The 17,268-nt window shown below is 40.2% G+C and carries 10 protein-coding genes; 4 read left to right on the top strand and 6 right to left on the bottom strand.

All coding sequences use genetic code 11. From position 1 onward, the window contains the following. Positions 1-500: 500 nt before the first annotated feature. From NE848_RS02940 to NE848_RS02915, 6 genes are all read right to left on the bottom strand, one after another. The gene (locus tag NE848_RS02940) at positions 501-1,952 is read right to left on the bottom strand and encodes an alpha-amylase family glycosyl hydrolase (RefSeq protein WP_252110715.1); all 1,452 of its coding nucleotides are present in this window, start codon (positions 1,950-1,952) and stop codon (positions 501-503) included. 36 nt (positions 1,953-1,988) lie between these two features. Then, on the bottom strand, positions 1,989-3,827 hold the full coding sequence (locus tag NE848_RS02935; RefSeq protein ID WP_252110714.1) for a glycoside hydrolase family 13 protein: 1,839 nt from the start codon (positions 3,825-3,827) through the stop codon (positions 1,989-1,991). 50 nt (positions 3,828-3,877) lie between these two features. Next, positions 3,878-6,184, bottom strand: a complete 2,307-nt coding sequence (locus NE848_RS02930; RefSeq protein WP_252110713.1) for a glycoside hydrolase family 65 protein — start codon at positions 6,182-6,184, stop codon at positions 3,878-3,880. Further along, a complete protein-coding gene (pgmB, locus tag NE848_RS02925) occupies positions 6,181-6,849 on the bottom strand; it encodes a beta-phosphoglucomutase (protein WP_252110712.1) in 669 nt (222 codons plus the stop codon). Before pgmB ends, NE848_RS02930 begins: the two co-directional genes overlap by 4 nt. Next, entirely contained in the window at positions 6,836-8,356 is a 1,521-nt protein-coding gene (locus NE848_RS02920) for an MFS transporter (RefSeq protein ID WP_252110711.1), read from the bottom strand. The genes pgmB and NE848_RS02920 overlap by 14 nt, the downstream gene beginning before the upstream one ends. Before the next feature lie 132 nt (positions 8,357-8,488). After that, positions 8,489-9,511, bottom strand: a complete 1,023-nt coding sequence (locus NE848_RS02915) for a LacI family DNA-binding transcriptional regulator (RefSeq protein WP_252110710.1) — start codon at positions 9,509-9,511, stop codon at positions 8,489-8,491. Positions 9,512-9,732: 221 nt separating this feature from the next. Between NE848_RS02915 and NE848_RS02910 the strand changes: the two genes are divergently transcribed. The 4 genes from NE848_RS02910 (at position 9,733) to NE848_RS02895 (ending at position 16,949) form a co-directional block, all read left to right on the top strand. Further along, on the top strand, positions 9,733-12,654 hold the full coding sequence (locus NE848_RS02910) for a SusC/RagA family TonB-linked outer membrane protein (protein ID WP_252110709.1): 2,922 nt from the start codon (positions 9,733-9,735) through the stop codon (positions 12,652-12,654). 24 nt (positions 12,655-12,678) lie between these two features. Continuing rightward, positions 12,679-14,289, top strand: coding sequence for a RagB/SusD family nutrient uptake outer membrane protein (locus NE848_RS02905; RefSeq protein WP_252110708.1), 1,611 nt, complete (start codon positions 12,679-12,681; stop codon positions 14,287-14,289). Positions 14,290-14,307: 18 nt separating this feature from the next. Beyond that, complete coding sequence (locus NE848_RS02900; protein ID WP_252110707.1) at positions 14,308-15,435, top strand: SusF/SusE family carbohydrate-binding protein; 1,128 nt, start codon at positions 14,308-14,310, stop codon at positions 15,433-15,435. Positions 15,436-15,497: 62 nt separating this feature from the next. Further along, positions 15,498-16,949 (top strand): alpha-amylase, encoded by a 1,452-nt coding sequence (locus NE848_RS02895; protein WP_252110706.1) that lies wholly within the window; start codon positions 15,498-15,500, stop codon positions 16,947-16,949. Positions 16,950-17,268 lie beyond the last annotated feature (319 nt).

The raw sequence follows: 17,268 nt of genomic DNA, 5'->3' as shown, positions 1-17,268 counted from the left end.
ATTTTCGCATATATCTGGATCTCACTTTAAACCTGGCAACAACTGGTAGACCTCATCTTGCACCTTGTAATCTTACTATTATCGTATGACTGAATGTAATTGACCCTATATTTAAAGAAGCGATCTGCTTTTTGATCATTTTGCTCTGATGATATAGCTGGATATTGTATCTCCTCCGGAGCGACTGAAACCTTGGCCGCCACAGACAGAAAAATAACAGATACCAGGAGAAAGTGAATTCTTTTCATCTTCATTAGATAACAGGTTCTATATAAATGACGAGGCAATTAGTCAATAGTTACACTTTTTTTCGGAATTTAACATTATCGATATAAAAAACTTACAATCAGAACATTAACCATCCATATTCAACGAAATTAAACCTTAAAGATTATGTTTTCAGGTTTTAATTTTGATATAACTTAAACATCGTCTTCAAAAGAACAGAGCATAAAAAAAGCCATTCAAAAATGGCTTTTTTAACTACAGCAAAAGCTGGTTTATTCTTCTGTTCCTAACAGGATCTTATATTCCCAGGGACCAAATTCAATGGATTTGTCAGCAGAAATTTTCATTTCAGATTGGTTCATATAATCCCTGAAATTCCCTTCTAAGTCGATGGTGAAGGAAACAGGGTTTTCACTCATATTTGCGATATAGTATAATTCCTCGCCATTCTTTTCTCTTTTAAAGGCAAGAATCTTATCATCCTGGGAGCTGGTTACATCTGTGTATGAAGCAGCATTCTTTCCTCCATTAAGTGCAGGATTACTTACTTTCAGCTCACCTAACTTTTCCAGTACAGGATAAACTTTCCCTTTTTGTTTTGGGATGGTATCTTTTTCGAAGAATTTCAGTCTTTTATCCATATCATATTCCTGCCCACTGTAAATCAAAGGCATGCCGGGTATAGTATAAGACATGGCGAGCATAGCTTCCGAAGCATCCCCCATACGTTCCTTTACCGTTCCTGCCCAGGAATTCTCATCATGATTGGTAATAAAATTCATAAGGAAATCGTCATCCTGAAAAGTAGTGTCTATCTTCTTCATATAATTATCCCAATCTTTGGCTGTCTTCTTGCCCTGGGCGATCTCATTCATCACATGATGTCCTTCCCAGTTATATCCCATATCAAAGGCATTATAAAAAAGATCCTTAGGACTTTCGGCCTCGGCCAGCATAAATACCGGCTTATATTTTTTCAAAGAATCAGCCGCTGTTTCCCAGAAATCTGTGGGTACTGAATGGGCCGCATCGGCACGATAACCATCTATGTCATGCTCCTTAACCCAGAAGATCATATCCTGGATCATTTGCTTTCTCAATTCCTGATTATCGAAATTAAGATCGGCGACATCGGTCCAACCCCATGATTCCCCTGTGTCTGGATTGATAGGGTCTATAGGCTCTCCCTTTTCATTCTGGGTATACCAGTCTGGATGATCCTCAAGCCATTGATGATCCCAACCGGTATGATTGGCTACCCAATCAAGAATAACATACATTCCATTCTCATGAGCGGTTTCAACCAGCTCATCAAAATCTTCCATATTCCCGTGCTCTTCATTCACCGCAGTGTAATCAGAAATGGAATAATAGCTGCCCAGATATTTTTTTCGTTCTTCCGGATCTTCTATATCAGCAACATCCTTTCCTCCGGTCGCCTTACGGTTCTTCATAGAGATAGGATGGATCGGCATAAGCCAGATGATCTTAACACCCAACTCCTTTAACTGAGGGATATCCTTTGTAAACGCATCAAAGGTACCTTCAGGTGAATACTGGCGAATATTTGCTTCATAGATAATGGCGGTTTCCATCATTTCGTCACTTACAGGAGCCAGGCTTACACTATCTTGATTCTCTTCTGCCAAATGATCTTTCTTGGGGTCATCTTTACAGGAGATAAAAAGCAGAACGCTTAAAAGCGCAAAGAATAATTTTTTCATTATTTATTTTTTTTAATATTAATTATTTGGATTTACCTATTGCAATTCGATCACCATCGAAGTTTGTCCTTCTATAGGAAGTGCATCCTTCAACTCCAGTGTTTTGCCGGAAAGAATTTCGGTCCCCGAAATATGTGATTTTAAACCTTCCGAATACCTGGAAAGATTAAGCTCCTGCCTTTCCTCGCTATTGTTGATTACAACCATCACCCGACCTTTTTCATTATATCGGAAGTATACATATACATTATTATCTGGTAGGTACTGAAGTAGTTTACCAAAATGTAATACTTCGCTGTTCTTCCTGTATTTCAATAATTTCCTGGTGAAAGAATGATAAGCATTTTGAAGTTTGGTTCTTCCTTCAGCGGTAAAAGCATTATTTGCATCTCCCGGCCACCCACCTGGGAAATCCCTTCTAATATCCCCATCACCCTTGCTTTTATTACCTCTCATCCCAATTTCACTTCCATAATATAATTGTGGAATTCCTCTGGTAGTAAGTATCAGGGTCATAGCGAGCTTATATTTAGCTATATCCCCGTCATAAATTTCACTTAGACGATTTGTATCATGATTCTCAGCGAAAACGAGAATATTATTGATATCCGGATAAAGAAAATCATTTACAAAATTCTCGTATGCCTTGATCATCCCACGATCCCAGGAAGCTTCATTTTCATTGAACATAACTGAAATCGCATCGTGAAGGGTAAAATCCATCACAGATGGCAGATGAGAATTATAGCTTTGAATAGCACCAATTTCACTATCCTTTTGCCAGTAGGCTATCTGAGCCTGATCGTGCATCCACACTTCTCCCACGATATTAAAACTGGGATATTCGTCCATTATGGCTTTGGTCCATTTGGCGATTCCTTCTTTATCATTGTATGAATAGGTGTCCACCCTGAAACCGTCCAGTCCTGCATACTCAATCCACCATATAGCATTTTGAATTAAATAGTTAAGCACAAGCGGATTTCCCTGATTAAGATCTGGCATGGTTCCAGTGAACCATCCGTCTACGCAATATTTGAAATCCCTGCCAGACCTGTGAGGATCGTATTGAGTGGTCATTCTATAGTTGGAATTCTCATACCCCGGGAATTGATTAAGCCAGTCGTAAGTAGGAAGATCCTTGATCATCCAGTGCTCTGCACCCCAATGATTGGTTACATAATCCATAATAAGCTTCATATCCCGCTTATGCATCTCATCGGCCAGCCTGCGATAATCCTCGTTGGTGCCATAACGAGGGTCTATTTTATATACATCGCTCTGGGCATAGGTATGGTAAGAATATGATGGGTCGTCATCGGCAAGCAACGGTGTACTCCAAAGAGCAGTAACCCCAAGATCATTTAAATAGTCGAGATGATCTATTACCCCCTGGATATCACCTCCATGCCGACCTCCCTGCTCTTGCCTGTTAGCTTTTTCCTGCATTTCAGGATGAGAATTATTTTCCGGATTGCCGTTTGCAAACCTGTCTGGCATAATCAAATAAATCACATCTGAAGCATCAAAGCCTTTTCTATCGGCTGAATTTTCCTCTCGTCCTTTTAACTCATAGGTTTGCTGAAAAGACTCTCCCCCTTCCATACTAAAATCAAGGGTATACTTTCCAGGCTTCAGTTCTCGCGAATTAACAGTTATAAAAAGGTAATTAGGGTTTTCCGTTCTGCGTATATTATTGATCACCATCGGAGCCTTTGCACTTACACGATACTCACTTATATTTTTCCCATATACCATTATTTGTAATTCTTCCAGGTGCATATCGCTCCACCAGAATGGAGGCTCTATTTTTTCAATTTGACCAAAAGAATTCGAACTCATAATTAAAGCGAGGAGATATATTAATCTTTTCATTCTAAAACTAATTAAAAAGCCCGCCCTCTATGGAACAGGCCTTCGGTTATTTAAACACTTACAGTATTGTTGGGATGTAGCTCTACATTTTTTCCATTGACGATAATCTCAAGTGAAGCTTCACCTTCAAGTGAAAATTCAGACTTCTCGTTTGTTACATTAATTTTTAGGATCCTATCTCTAAAATTGATTTTAAAGGAATAAGCGTTCCACTGCTGAGGGATTTGCAGGTTAAAGCTAAGCTTATCATCTTCAATCCTCATTCCTCCAAAACCTTCTACTATACTCATCCAGGTTCCGGCCATACTGGTAATATGGCATCCCTGCTCCACTTCCTTATTATAATCATCAAGGTCTAACCTGGAGGTTCTTAAATAAAATTCATAGGCCTGTTTCATTCTGCCTAGTAAGGCAGCCTGAATACTGTGAACACAGGGAGACAGAGAAGATTCATGTACAGTAAGGGGTTCGTAAAAATCAAAATGCTTTTCAAGTTCCTCCTTACTAAAATGGTCTTCAAAGAAATAGAAGCCCTGAAGCACATCGGCCTGTTTAATATAGCAGGATCGTAGAATTCGGTCCCAACTCCATTTCTGGTTAATAGGCCTTTGAGTTTTATCAAGTTCAGCTACCGGAATAATCTCTTTATCCAGGAATCCATCCTGTTGAAGGAATACACCATACTCTTCAGAATATGGGAAGTACATTTCCTCAGCCACCTCTTTCCATTCGGCCATCTCACCCTCATTTAGCGAGGTAAGTCCCATGATGCGATGATAATCATCTTCAAATCCGTCCTTCACCTTATCAATCATCTCCAGGCAATACTCTATACACCATTTACCTATATAATTTGTGTACCAGTTATTATGAACATTATTCTCATATTCATTTGGCCCTGTCACACCCAGGATTACATACTTGTTCTTTTCCTTGCTGAAATTAGCCCGCTGGTGCCAGAACCTTGCAATGGCGATCATCACCTCCAGGCCTTTTTCAGGGATATAATCAAAATCGCCTGTAAAGCGCACATAATTATAAATAGCAAAAACCATGGCACCATTACGATGAATCTCCTCAAAGGTGATCTCCCACTCATTATGACTTTCTTCTCCGTTCATTGTAACCATTGGATAAAGGGCCGCACCATTACTAAATCCAAGTTTAGATGCATTTTCCTTCGCCTTTTCCAGGTGATTGTACCTGTATGTAAGAAGGTTTCGCGCTACCTGCTGATCTTTCGTGGCCATGTAGAAAGGGATACAATAGGCTTCGGTATCCCAGTAAGTACTTCCCCCATATTTTTCCCCGGTGAAACCTTTTGGCCCAATATTAAGTCTGGCATCTTTCCCCAGGTAAGTTTGATTTAGCTGGAAAATGTTGAAGCGAATTCCCTGCTGGGCCATGACATCTCCATCTATGGTAATATCTGCCATCTCCCAGATTTTTGCCCAGGCCTTCTTCTGATCTTCTTTTAACTTCTCAAAACCTTTATCTACAGCTTTATCCAGAACACCGGAAGCTGCCTGAATAAGTTCCGATTCCTTATGATTCATATCGGTTACATAACCTGCATATTTAATTATAGCGGTCGTTTTCCCTTTTTGCACTGCTACCGAATAAGAAAACGAAACGCTATCCTCGCCGGTTTTTATCTCCGGCTTCTGGGAAACCTCTTTACCCTCCAGTTGAATTTCAGACTGCATATAAGTGCCTACATGAAATCCGGTTTTCAGGGTTTTTGAAACCACAAAGCCTTTTTCACTTTTGGTCTTCACCTCCAGTGTTTCCCAGAAACGTTCTTCCCAATTTGCATCGGTATTGGTGATACTTCCGTCCAGGTAAGGCTCAAATCGAATTTCAGCATCTGTACTAATAGGAGTAATCTCAAAACGTATCGCACCTAGTTCATCATCTTCTATAGACAGGAATCTTAAGGCTTTGACTTCAACCTCGATCCCGTTCGGTAAAACCGCTTCGAAGCTTCGGGCCAGATAGCCTTCCTTCATATTGAGTTCCCTCCTGAAATTTCTTACCTCCCTGCAGGTATTAAGATCAAGAGTTTCGCCGTCAACAAAAACATTGATCCCAATCCAGTTAGGTGCATTCAGCACTTTCGCGAAATATTCCGGATAGCCATTTTTCCACCATCCCACTTTGGTCTTATCGGGATAATAAACCCCTCCAATATAACTTCCCTGGAAACTGGGGCCGGAATACTGCTCTTCAAAATTAGCTCGCTGTCCCATCGCTCCATTACCTATACTAAAAAGGCTTTCTGAAGACTTCACTCTTCCTTTATCGAATCCCTCTTCTATTATTGACCACGCGTCGGGTTTTATATAATCTTGATTCATTTTTCTTTGTTTCTCAGTAATTTTTCAATAAAATCTATTTCTATTTCGGTGAAATCGGCAAAAACATGATCGGCTTCCTGTAAGACTTTCTTATCCCCGATTCCAATACTTGTCATTTCTCCTATATTAGCCGCCTGAATCCCTGCTACAGAATCTTCAAATACCACGCAATTCTCAGGCCTTGCGTTCAGTTTTTTTGCCGCGATAAGAAATACCTCGGGATCTGGCTTTGCCTTGCTTACATCGGTGCCATCAACGATTGCATCAAACCGCTTATACAGGTCTATTTTTTTCAGAATGGTTCGGGCGTTCTTACTGGCAGATCCCAGCGCAAAAGGAATATCATGTTCCTCAAGATAATCAAGGACCTTAGGCACTCCGGGAAGTATCTCACTCTTATCCATTTCATCAACATAAGAGAGATAGTTCTCATTTTTGATGGCCATCTGCCTGTTGAATTCCTCCTCAGAAAGTTCCTTATTTCCCCATTTCAATATCTTCTTAAGCGATTCTACCCTGCTTACTCCTTTTAACTGTTCGTTCTGTTCTTCTGTAAAGTCGAATCCAAGATCGTTAGCCAGTTTACGCCAGGCCAGGAAATGGAATTTCGCTGTATCTACAATTACTCCATCAAGGTCAAAGATGAATGCCTTATGATTGATCATCTATATTAATTCTTTTATGTGTTTGAACTCTTAGTGTTAAAAGTCCTGATAAGATCATGGAACATCCGCCCACGATTAGTGCATAGATTGGTTCACCATTAAATAATTCCTTAACCAGAAAACCTAAAATTGTTGCAGCGACGATCTGAGGTATAACAATAAAGAAATTAAAAACACCCATATAATATCCCATTTTAGCTGAAGGCAAAGCTCCTGAAAGCATCGCATAAGGAATAGACAGAATACTTGCCCAGGCAATTCCAACTCCAATCATCGCCAGTAGCAAGCCCACTTTATCACTTAAGAAGTAAACTGAGATCAATCCTATTCCTCCAAAGGTTAGCGCAAGCAAATGGGTTACTTTATTGCTGGTTCTTCTGGCCAGCACCGGCAGTAGAAAAGCTACAGCCGCCGCCACACCATTATAAACTGTGAACATCACCGTCACCCAGTCGGCAGCATCATTATAAAGCTCAGAAGTGGTATCGTTGGTTCCAAAAACATGACCGGTTACAGCCGGCGTTGTATAGATCCACATAGAGAAAAGGGCGAACCAGGAAAAGAACTGCACCCAGGCCAGTTGTTTCATGGCAGGAGGCATATTCAACATATCGGTAATTATGATAGTGAAGCCATTTCGCACCTCATTCTTTCTAAGCTGTGAAACCACCATAAAGAGAACCCCGGCTATGATAAGACCTACAAAAAGAATATATAATTCTTTAGTAAGTTCATTGGTATAAATAAGGAAAGTTACTATTCCCCCTATCACGGCCATTACAACTCCTGATAAGAACTGACTACTGATATTTTTGGATTTGTCAATAACCTCAACTCTTTCCGGTTTAGCCTTAATCTTTTCTTTTTCAAAAGCTTCAAGCTCTTCCGGCGAATATTCCCTGGAACGTATCACTGTCCACATAACAGCTAAAAAGAAAACAATACCTCCTACATAGAAGGACCATTTTACAGAATCTGGAATAATCCCTTCAGGTGCCGTATTACTAATCCCGAACCAGTTAGTGAACATGTAAGGAAGCAGTGAACCCACAACGGCTCCAACCCCAATAAAAAAGCTTTGCATTGCAAAGCCCAGGGTTCGTTGCCTGTCGGGCAGATTATCTCCTACAAATGCCCGAAACGGTTCCATTGAAATATTAATGGAAGCATCCATGATCCATAAAGTACCAGCCGCAACCCAAAGAGTTGGCGAATTAGGCATTATGAATAAAGCGATGGAGGATAAAATAGCACCTATAAGAAAATAAGGTCGTCTACGACCTAATCTGGTCCAGGTACGATCACTGAAATAACCTATAATTGGCTGTACCACCAGCCCGGTAACAGGAGCGGCGATCCAGAGTATAGGAATCTCTTCTACACTCGCACCAAGGGTTTCAAAAATTCTTGAGGTATTGGCATTTTGCAGGGCAAAACCAAACTGGATTCCAAGAAACCCGAAACTCATGTTCCAGATCTCCCAGAAACTTAACGTTCTTTTACGCATATCGTAAGTTTTTTAATTACGATAAGCACTATGACTTATCAAAACTTAATAAATATAGGAAGTAAAAATATAAGTCTTGATAAATTTCAATTATGGCAAATATAGAGATTTTTTAAAATGAACGTAGTTTATTTACGATTTTGTTGAATTTCTGGTAACCAATCCCGTCTCAACTATAATAGTCTTATACTTCTCATCTTCAGCCGGTGTATTTTCCAGTTTTTCTATCAGCATCCTGGCAGCCTCTTCTCCCATACGCGTACCATGTTGGCTTACGGTAGTAAGACTCGGAATAAATCTTTTTGAAAGTTCTCCATCTGTGAATCCTATTACCGAAACATCATCTGGCACTTTCTTCCCATTTTCCTGAATTGCCTTGATCGCTGAAATTGCAAAATGCTCATTCACCGCAAATACCCCGTCAATATCCTTGTCCTTAAGAAATCTCTCGATTTCGGCTTCGCTTTCATCCATTTCTTCAATCTTAAGTATAAGGCTTTCATCAACATTAAAGAAATTATCCTTAAGAGCGGTTTTATAACCTTTGGTTCTCAGTTTACCCACACTTACATAATCAACTGTAGATATCAAGGCTATTTTTTTGCAACCTATATCTATTAAATGCTGTACAGCCTTCTTAGCTCCATTTACATCATCTATGATCACTTTATCACAGGTGATTTCATCAATAACCCTGTCAAACAGTACCAAAGGCATTCCCTGGTTAATAGCTTCGACCAGGTGATGATAATCACCTTTTTGCATGGTCTCTTTTGCCAGTGACATTATAAATCCGTCAGTGCTTCCGTTTGCCAACATTTCCATATTAAGGACCTCCTTATCGAAGGAGTTATCTGAAAGGCATACCAGAACGTTATAGCCAAGCTCGTTCGCAACTTTTTCCACTCCACTTATGACAGTAGTAAAGAAATGGTGCACAATCTCAGGAATAATGATACCGATGGTCTTGGTTTTCCTGTTTTTAAGGCTTAAAGCAATATTGTTAGGCTTGTAATTATAGAATTTAGCGAAAGCCTTGATCTTCTCCTTGGTGTCTTCACCAATTTCGGGGCTATCCCGCAAGGCTTTTGAAACTGTCGAAATTGAGACATCTAATTCTTTGGCAATTTGTTTCAGGGTGATTTTGGGTCTCATATAATTTTCAAATTCTTAAATAAAGAAGGTACAATTTTTAACTCCATAAAGTTACCATATTTAATTTGTCAAGCTCATAATTTCAGAAAGTTTTCAACACGAAAACGATTTCGTGCCTTTGCTGGCGCGGCTTCCACGAAAATTGCACAAAATTTTACATAAATTTCACACAGGAAGTAAAAATATGAGGTCAATTTTTATTAAAAACCAATAGAAAATTTATGAGAACTTTATTTAAAAGCTCGTTGCTTTTGCTGTTTATGCTGCCGATGAGCTTTTTTGCCCAAAACACGGTTAGCGGAACTGTCACCGAAAGTGCCACAGGTTTGCCCGTTCCAGGGGTGAACGTCATTATTAAAGGTACCAGCAACGGTACCACTACCGATTTTGATGGTAACTACACCATCAGCGATGTTTCTGATGAAGATATCCTGGTATATTCATTTCTCGGGTTCGCAACCCAGGAAGTTCCTTATGAGGGACAATCTACCATTGATATTGCGCTGGATGAAGATCAGGCCACTTTAGATGAAGTAGTCCTTATTGGATACGGTGCTACTTCGGAACAGGATGCCACTGGAGCCGTTGAAAAGATTTCTGCTGAAGAGTTCAACAAGGGAGCGGTAATCTCCCCTGAACAATTGATAGCAGGAAAATCTGCCGGGGTACAAATCACTCCTCCGGGAGGTGCTCCAGGTGAAGGTGCTACAATTCGTATTAGAGGTGGTTCATCTCTTTCGGCTAATAACTCACCCCTTGTAGTTGTAGACGGTGTTCCATTAGATCAAAGAGGGGTATCTGGTACCAGAAATGCCCTGAACACCATAAACCCGAATGAAATTGAAGATTTTGTGGTTCTTAAAGATGCTGCTGCAACTTCAATTTATGGTTCGAGAGCATCAAATGGTGTGATCCTTATTACTACGAAAAAAGGTAAAAAAGATTCCCCTTTCCAGTTCACCTATGATGTTAAGGCTTCAATTGGAAATATAACCGATAAGGTTGATGTTCTAAATGCTGAACAATTCAGAAATCTTGTAACAAGCCGATCTAATACCGATCCTTCTCTTTTAGGAGATGCCGATACTGACTGGCAGGATGTTATTTATAAAACCTCGGTAGGAGCCATTCATAACTTAACGGCTACACAGGGGTTCGAGAATTTCAGGTATCGTATTAACTTTAGTAATACCGAGCAAACAGGTGTTCTAAAGACCGATTACTACGGAAGAAACTCCCTGAATATTGCCCTTAATCAGGACCTTTTCGATAACTCCTTAAAACTGACTTTGACTTCAAAGGGAATTCTCGAGGATAATAGCTTTGCAGATCAGGGTGCTATAGGAGGTGCTATAGCTTTTGATCCTACTCAGCCGGTATACGACCCTACCAGTCCGTTTGATGGTTATTTCGAATTCCGTGATGGAAATACCACCAACGATGAGATGAGACTTGCAACCAGGAACCCACTGGCCACCCTGGAGCAGTATTACAACAGAGGAAGGGTAAAAAGGAACATTACTAACCTTAAAGCTGTTTACGAACTACCTTTCATCGAAGGGTTGGAATTTAATGTAAATGCCGGATTTGATTATGCAGAAAATGAAGGTAGAAACTCAAGACCTATCACTTCAGCCATAGTTGCTGCCGAAAGGGAACAGTTCGAAGAATATTTCAATATTAACAGAAACCTCCTTTTAGATACCTATTTTAATTATAAGACCAATATTACTCCAATAAATACAGATTTAGATTTCACGGCGGGACATTCTTACCAGGAATTCTTCCAGTACTTTACTGGGAGATTTACTAACCCTAATGAAATTGAAGAAAGAGAGCCTTCGATTAACAGGAATGCACTGGAGTCTTATTTTGCCCGGGCCAGCTTTGATATAGATGACAAATATCTTATCTCGGCAAGTTACAGGTTTGATGGTTCTTCGAGATTTTCTGAAGATAACAGATGGAGTGGTTTCCCGGCAGCCTCTATTGGTTGGAAGCTACATAATGAAGAGTTTCTTGTTAATTCCGGTGTCATCTCAAAATTAAAAATAAGAGGTGGGTACGGAGAAACAGGAAACCAGGAGATTGGCCCCAATTATGGGTATCTTGGGATCTACACTCCTAGTGTGACAGGTGCTTCTTACCAGTTCGGAAATCAGTTCTACCCTACTTTAAGACCGGAGGAATTTGATGAGGATATTAAATGGGAAGCCCTTAAAAACTATAATGCGGGGATAGATTTCGGGTTCTTTAATAACAGGATCAGTGGTTCTGTAGATGCATATTACCGTCAGACCTCAGACCTTCTAGCCCAGGTTCCCGTACCTGCAGGTGCCAACCTTACCGACCAGCTTGTAACGAATGTTGGAGAAACAGTTAGTCGTGGTATTGAAGTTGGACTTGGTGGAGACCTTGCACGCTCTGAAGACTTTAACTGGAGCCTGAATTACAACATCACTTTCCAGGAGAATGAGATCACTGCCCTATCACTGGGAGATGATCCGGAGTTCTTTATTCCTCAGGGAGGAATCGGAGGTGCTGTAGGTAACACCATCCAGCTATGGAAAACAGGTTATGATCCTTACACCTTCTTTGTTTTCAGACAGGTGTATGACCAGGATGGAAATCCTATTGAAGGAGCATATGTAGATGTGAATGGAGATAATGCTATAACCGAGGCAGACAGACAGCCTTATAAAAAAGCATCTCCAGATTACTTCATGGGATTAACGAATACCTTAAATTATAAGAACCTGGATCTAAGCTTCACTTTTAGAGGAAGTTTTGGAAACTATGTGTATAACAATACCCAGTCCAACGCTTTTATTGAAGCTGTAACAGTGACTCCAGATGATTATTACGCAAATGTGAATACCAATGTTCTCGAATCGAATTTTGTAGATAGCCAGTATTTCTCAGATTACTATATACAGCCTGCAGATTTCGTAAAACTGGACAACCTTAGTATAGGCTATAATTTCCCATTTGAAGAAGTGGATTTCAGAGCTTCATTCACAGCAACCAACGTGCTTACCATTACTAATTATGAAGGACTGGATCCAGAAATTTTCAATGGTATAGATAATAATTTCTACCCTCGCTCAAGAAACTTTGTGCTGGGATTAAATCTAACATTTTAAAAAACTTAATAACACATAAAAGTTATGTTTAATAGACTTAAATCAATTCTAATAATTTTTGCAAGTATCACTATGCTTTGGTCTTGTGAGAAGGATTTAGATTTGCAGCCAGAGGACAACAGAAGTTCTGCGGAAGCTACCTTCCAGGATCCCGACTCATACAAGCAGTTTCTTGCAAAATTATATGCCGGTTTAGCAATAAGCGGGCAGGATGGTCCTGCCGGAAATCCAGATCTTGTTGGCCTGGATGAAGGTTTTTCACAGTATCTAAGGCTATACTGGAAAATGCAAGAACTAACAACAGATGAAGCAGTGATTGGATGGAACGATGGTACGATTAAGGACCTTCATTCTCAAACCTGGACTTCAGGTAATGAATTCATAAGAACAATGTATTCCAGGATCATGTATCAGGTAGCTCAGGCCAATGAATTTCTAAGGCAAACGACTCCTGAAAAACTTGATGCTCGTGGTGTGGATTCAGCCTTAAGATCTGACATTGAAAAATTTCGTGCGGAAGCAAGGTTCTTAAGAGCTCTTAGCTATTGGCATGCACTGGATCTTTTTGGAAAACCACCATTTGTGACCGAAGAGGATCCCATTGGAGCCTTCCTTCCAGAACAGATACAGAGACCAGAACTTTTCTCTTATCTGGAAGGAGAACTTCTGGATATAGAAAGTTCTATCGTAGCAGCAAATCAGAATGAATACGGAAGAGCCGATCAGGCTGCCGTTTGGGTGTTACTGGCGAAACTTTATCAGAATTCTAAAGTATATACCGGTACAGATCGTAGTGCTGAAGTTATCGAATATACAACAAAGATCATTGAATCTGGGTATAGTCTGGTAGATGATTATCAGAAGCTATTCCTTGCCGATAATAATACGAATGGCGCCCAGAACGAGATCATCTTTCCTATCACTTTTGACGGAATGAATACTCAGGCTTATGGCGGAATGACCTTTATTATCCATGCAGCCGTTGGAGGCGATATGGAACCTGATGACTTTGGAATAAACGGTGGATGGGCCGGACTTAGGACTACTTCAGCTTTGGTTAACAAATTCCTTGATGATAATGACGATCCTATTGAAGATGTTCAGGATGAAAGAGCCATGTTCTTTACTGAAGGCCAGTCTAAAGAAATAAGTGATATTTCAAGTTTCAATGATGGTTATGCCATTACTAAATTCAAGAATGTTGATACCCAGGGTAATCCTGGTTCAGATCCAACCGGGGATTTCCCGGACACTGATTTCCCAATGTTCCGTCTCGCAGATGTGTATCTAATGTATGCTGAGGCTGTCATTAGAGACGGCGGCGGTAGTGAAGCCAAAGCGGTATCTTATATAAATGAGTTACGGGAGCGTGCCTACGGCGATGACAGTGCCAACATAGATGAATCAGACCTTACTCTGGAGCTTATCATAAATGAAAGAGCCAGGGAATTATACTGGGAAGCTCATAGAAGAACCGATCTAATTCGTTTCAATCTATTCTCTGAAAACGGAGTTTGGCCGTTTAAAGGAGGTGTGCCTCAGGGTTCCACGACCGAAGCTTTCAGAGATCTTATGCCAATTCCGGCATCAGACTTAGGTGTAAACACCAACTTAACCCAAAACACAGGATATTAATATTATAACAGACTCAAAATGAAAAAGTTTTCTATTTTACTATTAACCATAATTGCGCTTGCGGGATTTACCTCCTGTGAACATGATGATGATATTGTCTTTACTGCTCAGCCAGCCGCTGAAGAACTTATTTTCGTTAACTCATTTTCGTCAAATTACACTCTAACCTCTGCCGTAAAAGACAACCTTGCAGAAAGGTTCGTATGGAATGAGGTAGATTTTGACGCTCCCACCCCGGTAACATATGAACTTCAGGGCTCGGCAAACGCTGATTTCTCCAGTTTTGATGTGATTGGAACAACTACTGAAACCAATCTTGGTGTTACCATAGGGCAAATGATGGACCTTGCTGAAGATGCCGGTTTGGATAATGATCCTAACACCGACCTGGACAATTCAGGACTGATACATTTTAGGGTTCGAGGATACCTGGGATCAGGTAATGAGACCGGACTGGATACTATCTCAAATCCGGTTTCCCTTCAAGTTACCCTACCTGAAGTAGGCGAAGAGGAAGAAACTAAATTAAACCTCTACCTGGTAGGTGATGCCACTGCCGCAGGATGGAACCCAGACAATAACAATACTCCATTATTCAGAGATCCTGACAACGAAAATATCTTCTATTTCACAGGATATTTTGCAGCAGGTTATTATAAATTCCTTGAAGGTCAGGCCTGGGCTCCAATGTATGGTTATGATGGATCTACTCTGGTATACCGACCTACAGAAGCAGATCCGGATCCCGCTTCAATAGAGGTGGCTTCAGCAGGATATTACACTATAACTGTAAATGTAGATGATCTAAGCTTCTCTATGGATTCTTACGATGCCAGTGGAGCTACTACATATAGCACAATTGGCTATATAGGAAACGCCACTCCGGGTGGTTGGGATGCTGATACTGATATGACGCAATCTTCTTTCAATTCTCATATCTGGTATGCCAGTGAAGTTTCTCTTGCAGATGGAGAAATGAAATTCCGTGCGGCCGATGACTGGGCTGTAAACTGGGGAGCAGGAACCGAACTAAGCGGTGAAGCTGTTCAGGATGGAGCCAATATCCCCGTTTCGGAAGGTGTTTATAACATCTGGTTCAATGACCTTACCGGAAGATATATTCTGATCCCAGTTATTGAAGAATAAGAAATCCAGAAATGATAAAAAAGGCTGCCTCATGCAGCCTTTTTTATCCTAAATATCGAAATATGAAAAGAAATAGATTGCTGATTATATGGGTTTTAAGTATTATCCTTGGTTTATCAGCTTGTTCAACCGATGATTCAGGAGAACCTGTAGATCCTACCGATGATATAAGCGAACCCACACCACAGCCTCAGCCAGAACCTCAGCCTATAGACCTTTCGGCTTATGATAATGGAAATGGGGTGATGATGCAGGCATTTTACTGGGACGTGGAACCCCGTTTTGGATGGTGGGATAATCTTTCAGATAAAGTACCTGGCTGGGCAGATGCCGGTATCGATCGCATGTGGCTGCCGGTGGCAACCAAAGGTCAATCGGGTGGTTATTCAATGGGTTATGATGTTTCAGATTATTATGATTTTGGTAACTATGAACAGCATGGTACTGTGGAGACCCGTTTTGGTTCCAGGGAAGAACTGGAAAACCTTATCACTACTGCACACGATAATAATGTGGAGGTGATCGCTGATATTGTTATCAACCACAACTCGGGAGGCGGACTCGAATATAACCCATACAGGGAAAAAGAGACCTACACCCTTTTTGATGAAGAACACGGGAATGCTTCGGGCATGTTCAATAGGAATTATGAATATTTTTATCCTAACAGTGTGAGTGAGTATGACCCCGGAAGTTTGTTCTATGAAGAAACGAACCTCGACCATCACAGGGATTATGTCCAGGAGTGGCTGTGGAAAAAAGATAATTCAGTGGCCAAATATTACCAGAACGTAATGGGCTTTGATGGCTGGCGTTTTGATTATGTACTTGGATTTGAACCCTGGGTGGTCAAAGCATGGCTGGATGAAGTTGGCGGATTTTCAGTAGCGGAACTTTGGGATGGCCGTGCGTCTGTACTTAGGGATTATGTGAATGAAACTGGAAGTGGCGCTTTCGATTTCGCTACCTTTTATAAATTAGAAGAGGGATTAGACAGACATGAAGATCTTAACAGGCTCAATGATGATATGCTTTGGAAAACACACCCGGAAAAGGCCGTTACTTTCACCGCCAATCATGATACTGAAAAGGATTCTAACGAAGATAATTACATAAAATCTTCAAATAAGATGAAAGCCTATGCCTTCATTCTTACACATCCTGGTTATCCAACAATTTTTTATTCTGACTACGAAAACCCTGATTTTCAGGAGGAAATAAAAAGCCTTATAGAAATTCACAACAGCATTGCAGTGGGAGAAACAGAGGTACTGTATGTTGATGATGATGAATATGTTATGAAAAGATCTGGTACCGATACAAATCCCGGATTAATTCTATATATTAGCATTTCAAACAGTACTAAGAGAAGGACTGTAAGTTCAAACTGGAATAATGTTACCCTTATGGATTATAGTGGTAACTCAACATATAACCCTACCTCCGATGAAAATGGGGCGGTGACCATAGAAGCACCTGCAAATGGATATGCGATATGGTCTATAACAGAATAAACGCTTTTATTTTTGAATTTTCATAGGTGTTAATTCAAAGAAGGCTCCGCAGTTTGCGGAGCCTCTTTTTTTTCTTCAATTTCATCCAATATCTCCACTTTTTTTGAGAAAATTCCCGAAACACACTTGGTATTCCTACAATTATTTCCCATTACAATCTCAAAAAGATCGATTCAAATAAAAAAATATTAGTTTTTATTATTTGTCAACTTTTTATTGTTAGTAATTTTTTATAACTCTAAATATCAGTTAATTAACAATTTTTTCTTGATAACTTTTTCCAAACGATTTGTTAATTGTCTCATATCTTTGATTAGAT

Origin of the sequence: Gramella jeungdoensis (assembly GCF_023805255.1) — a bacterium.
Lineage (GTDB): Bacteria > Bacteroidota > Bacteroidia > Flavobacteriales > Flavobacteriaceae > Christiangramia > Christiangramia jeungdoensis.
The sequence above is the reverse complement of the archived record's forward strand: the minus strand, read 5'-3'. Positions and strand labels throughout refer to the sequence as shown.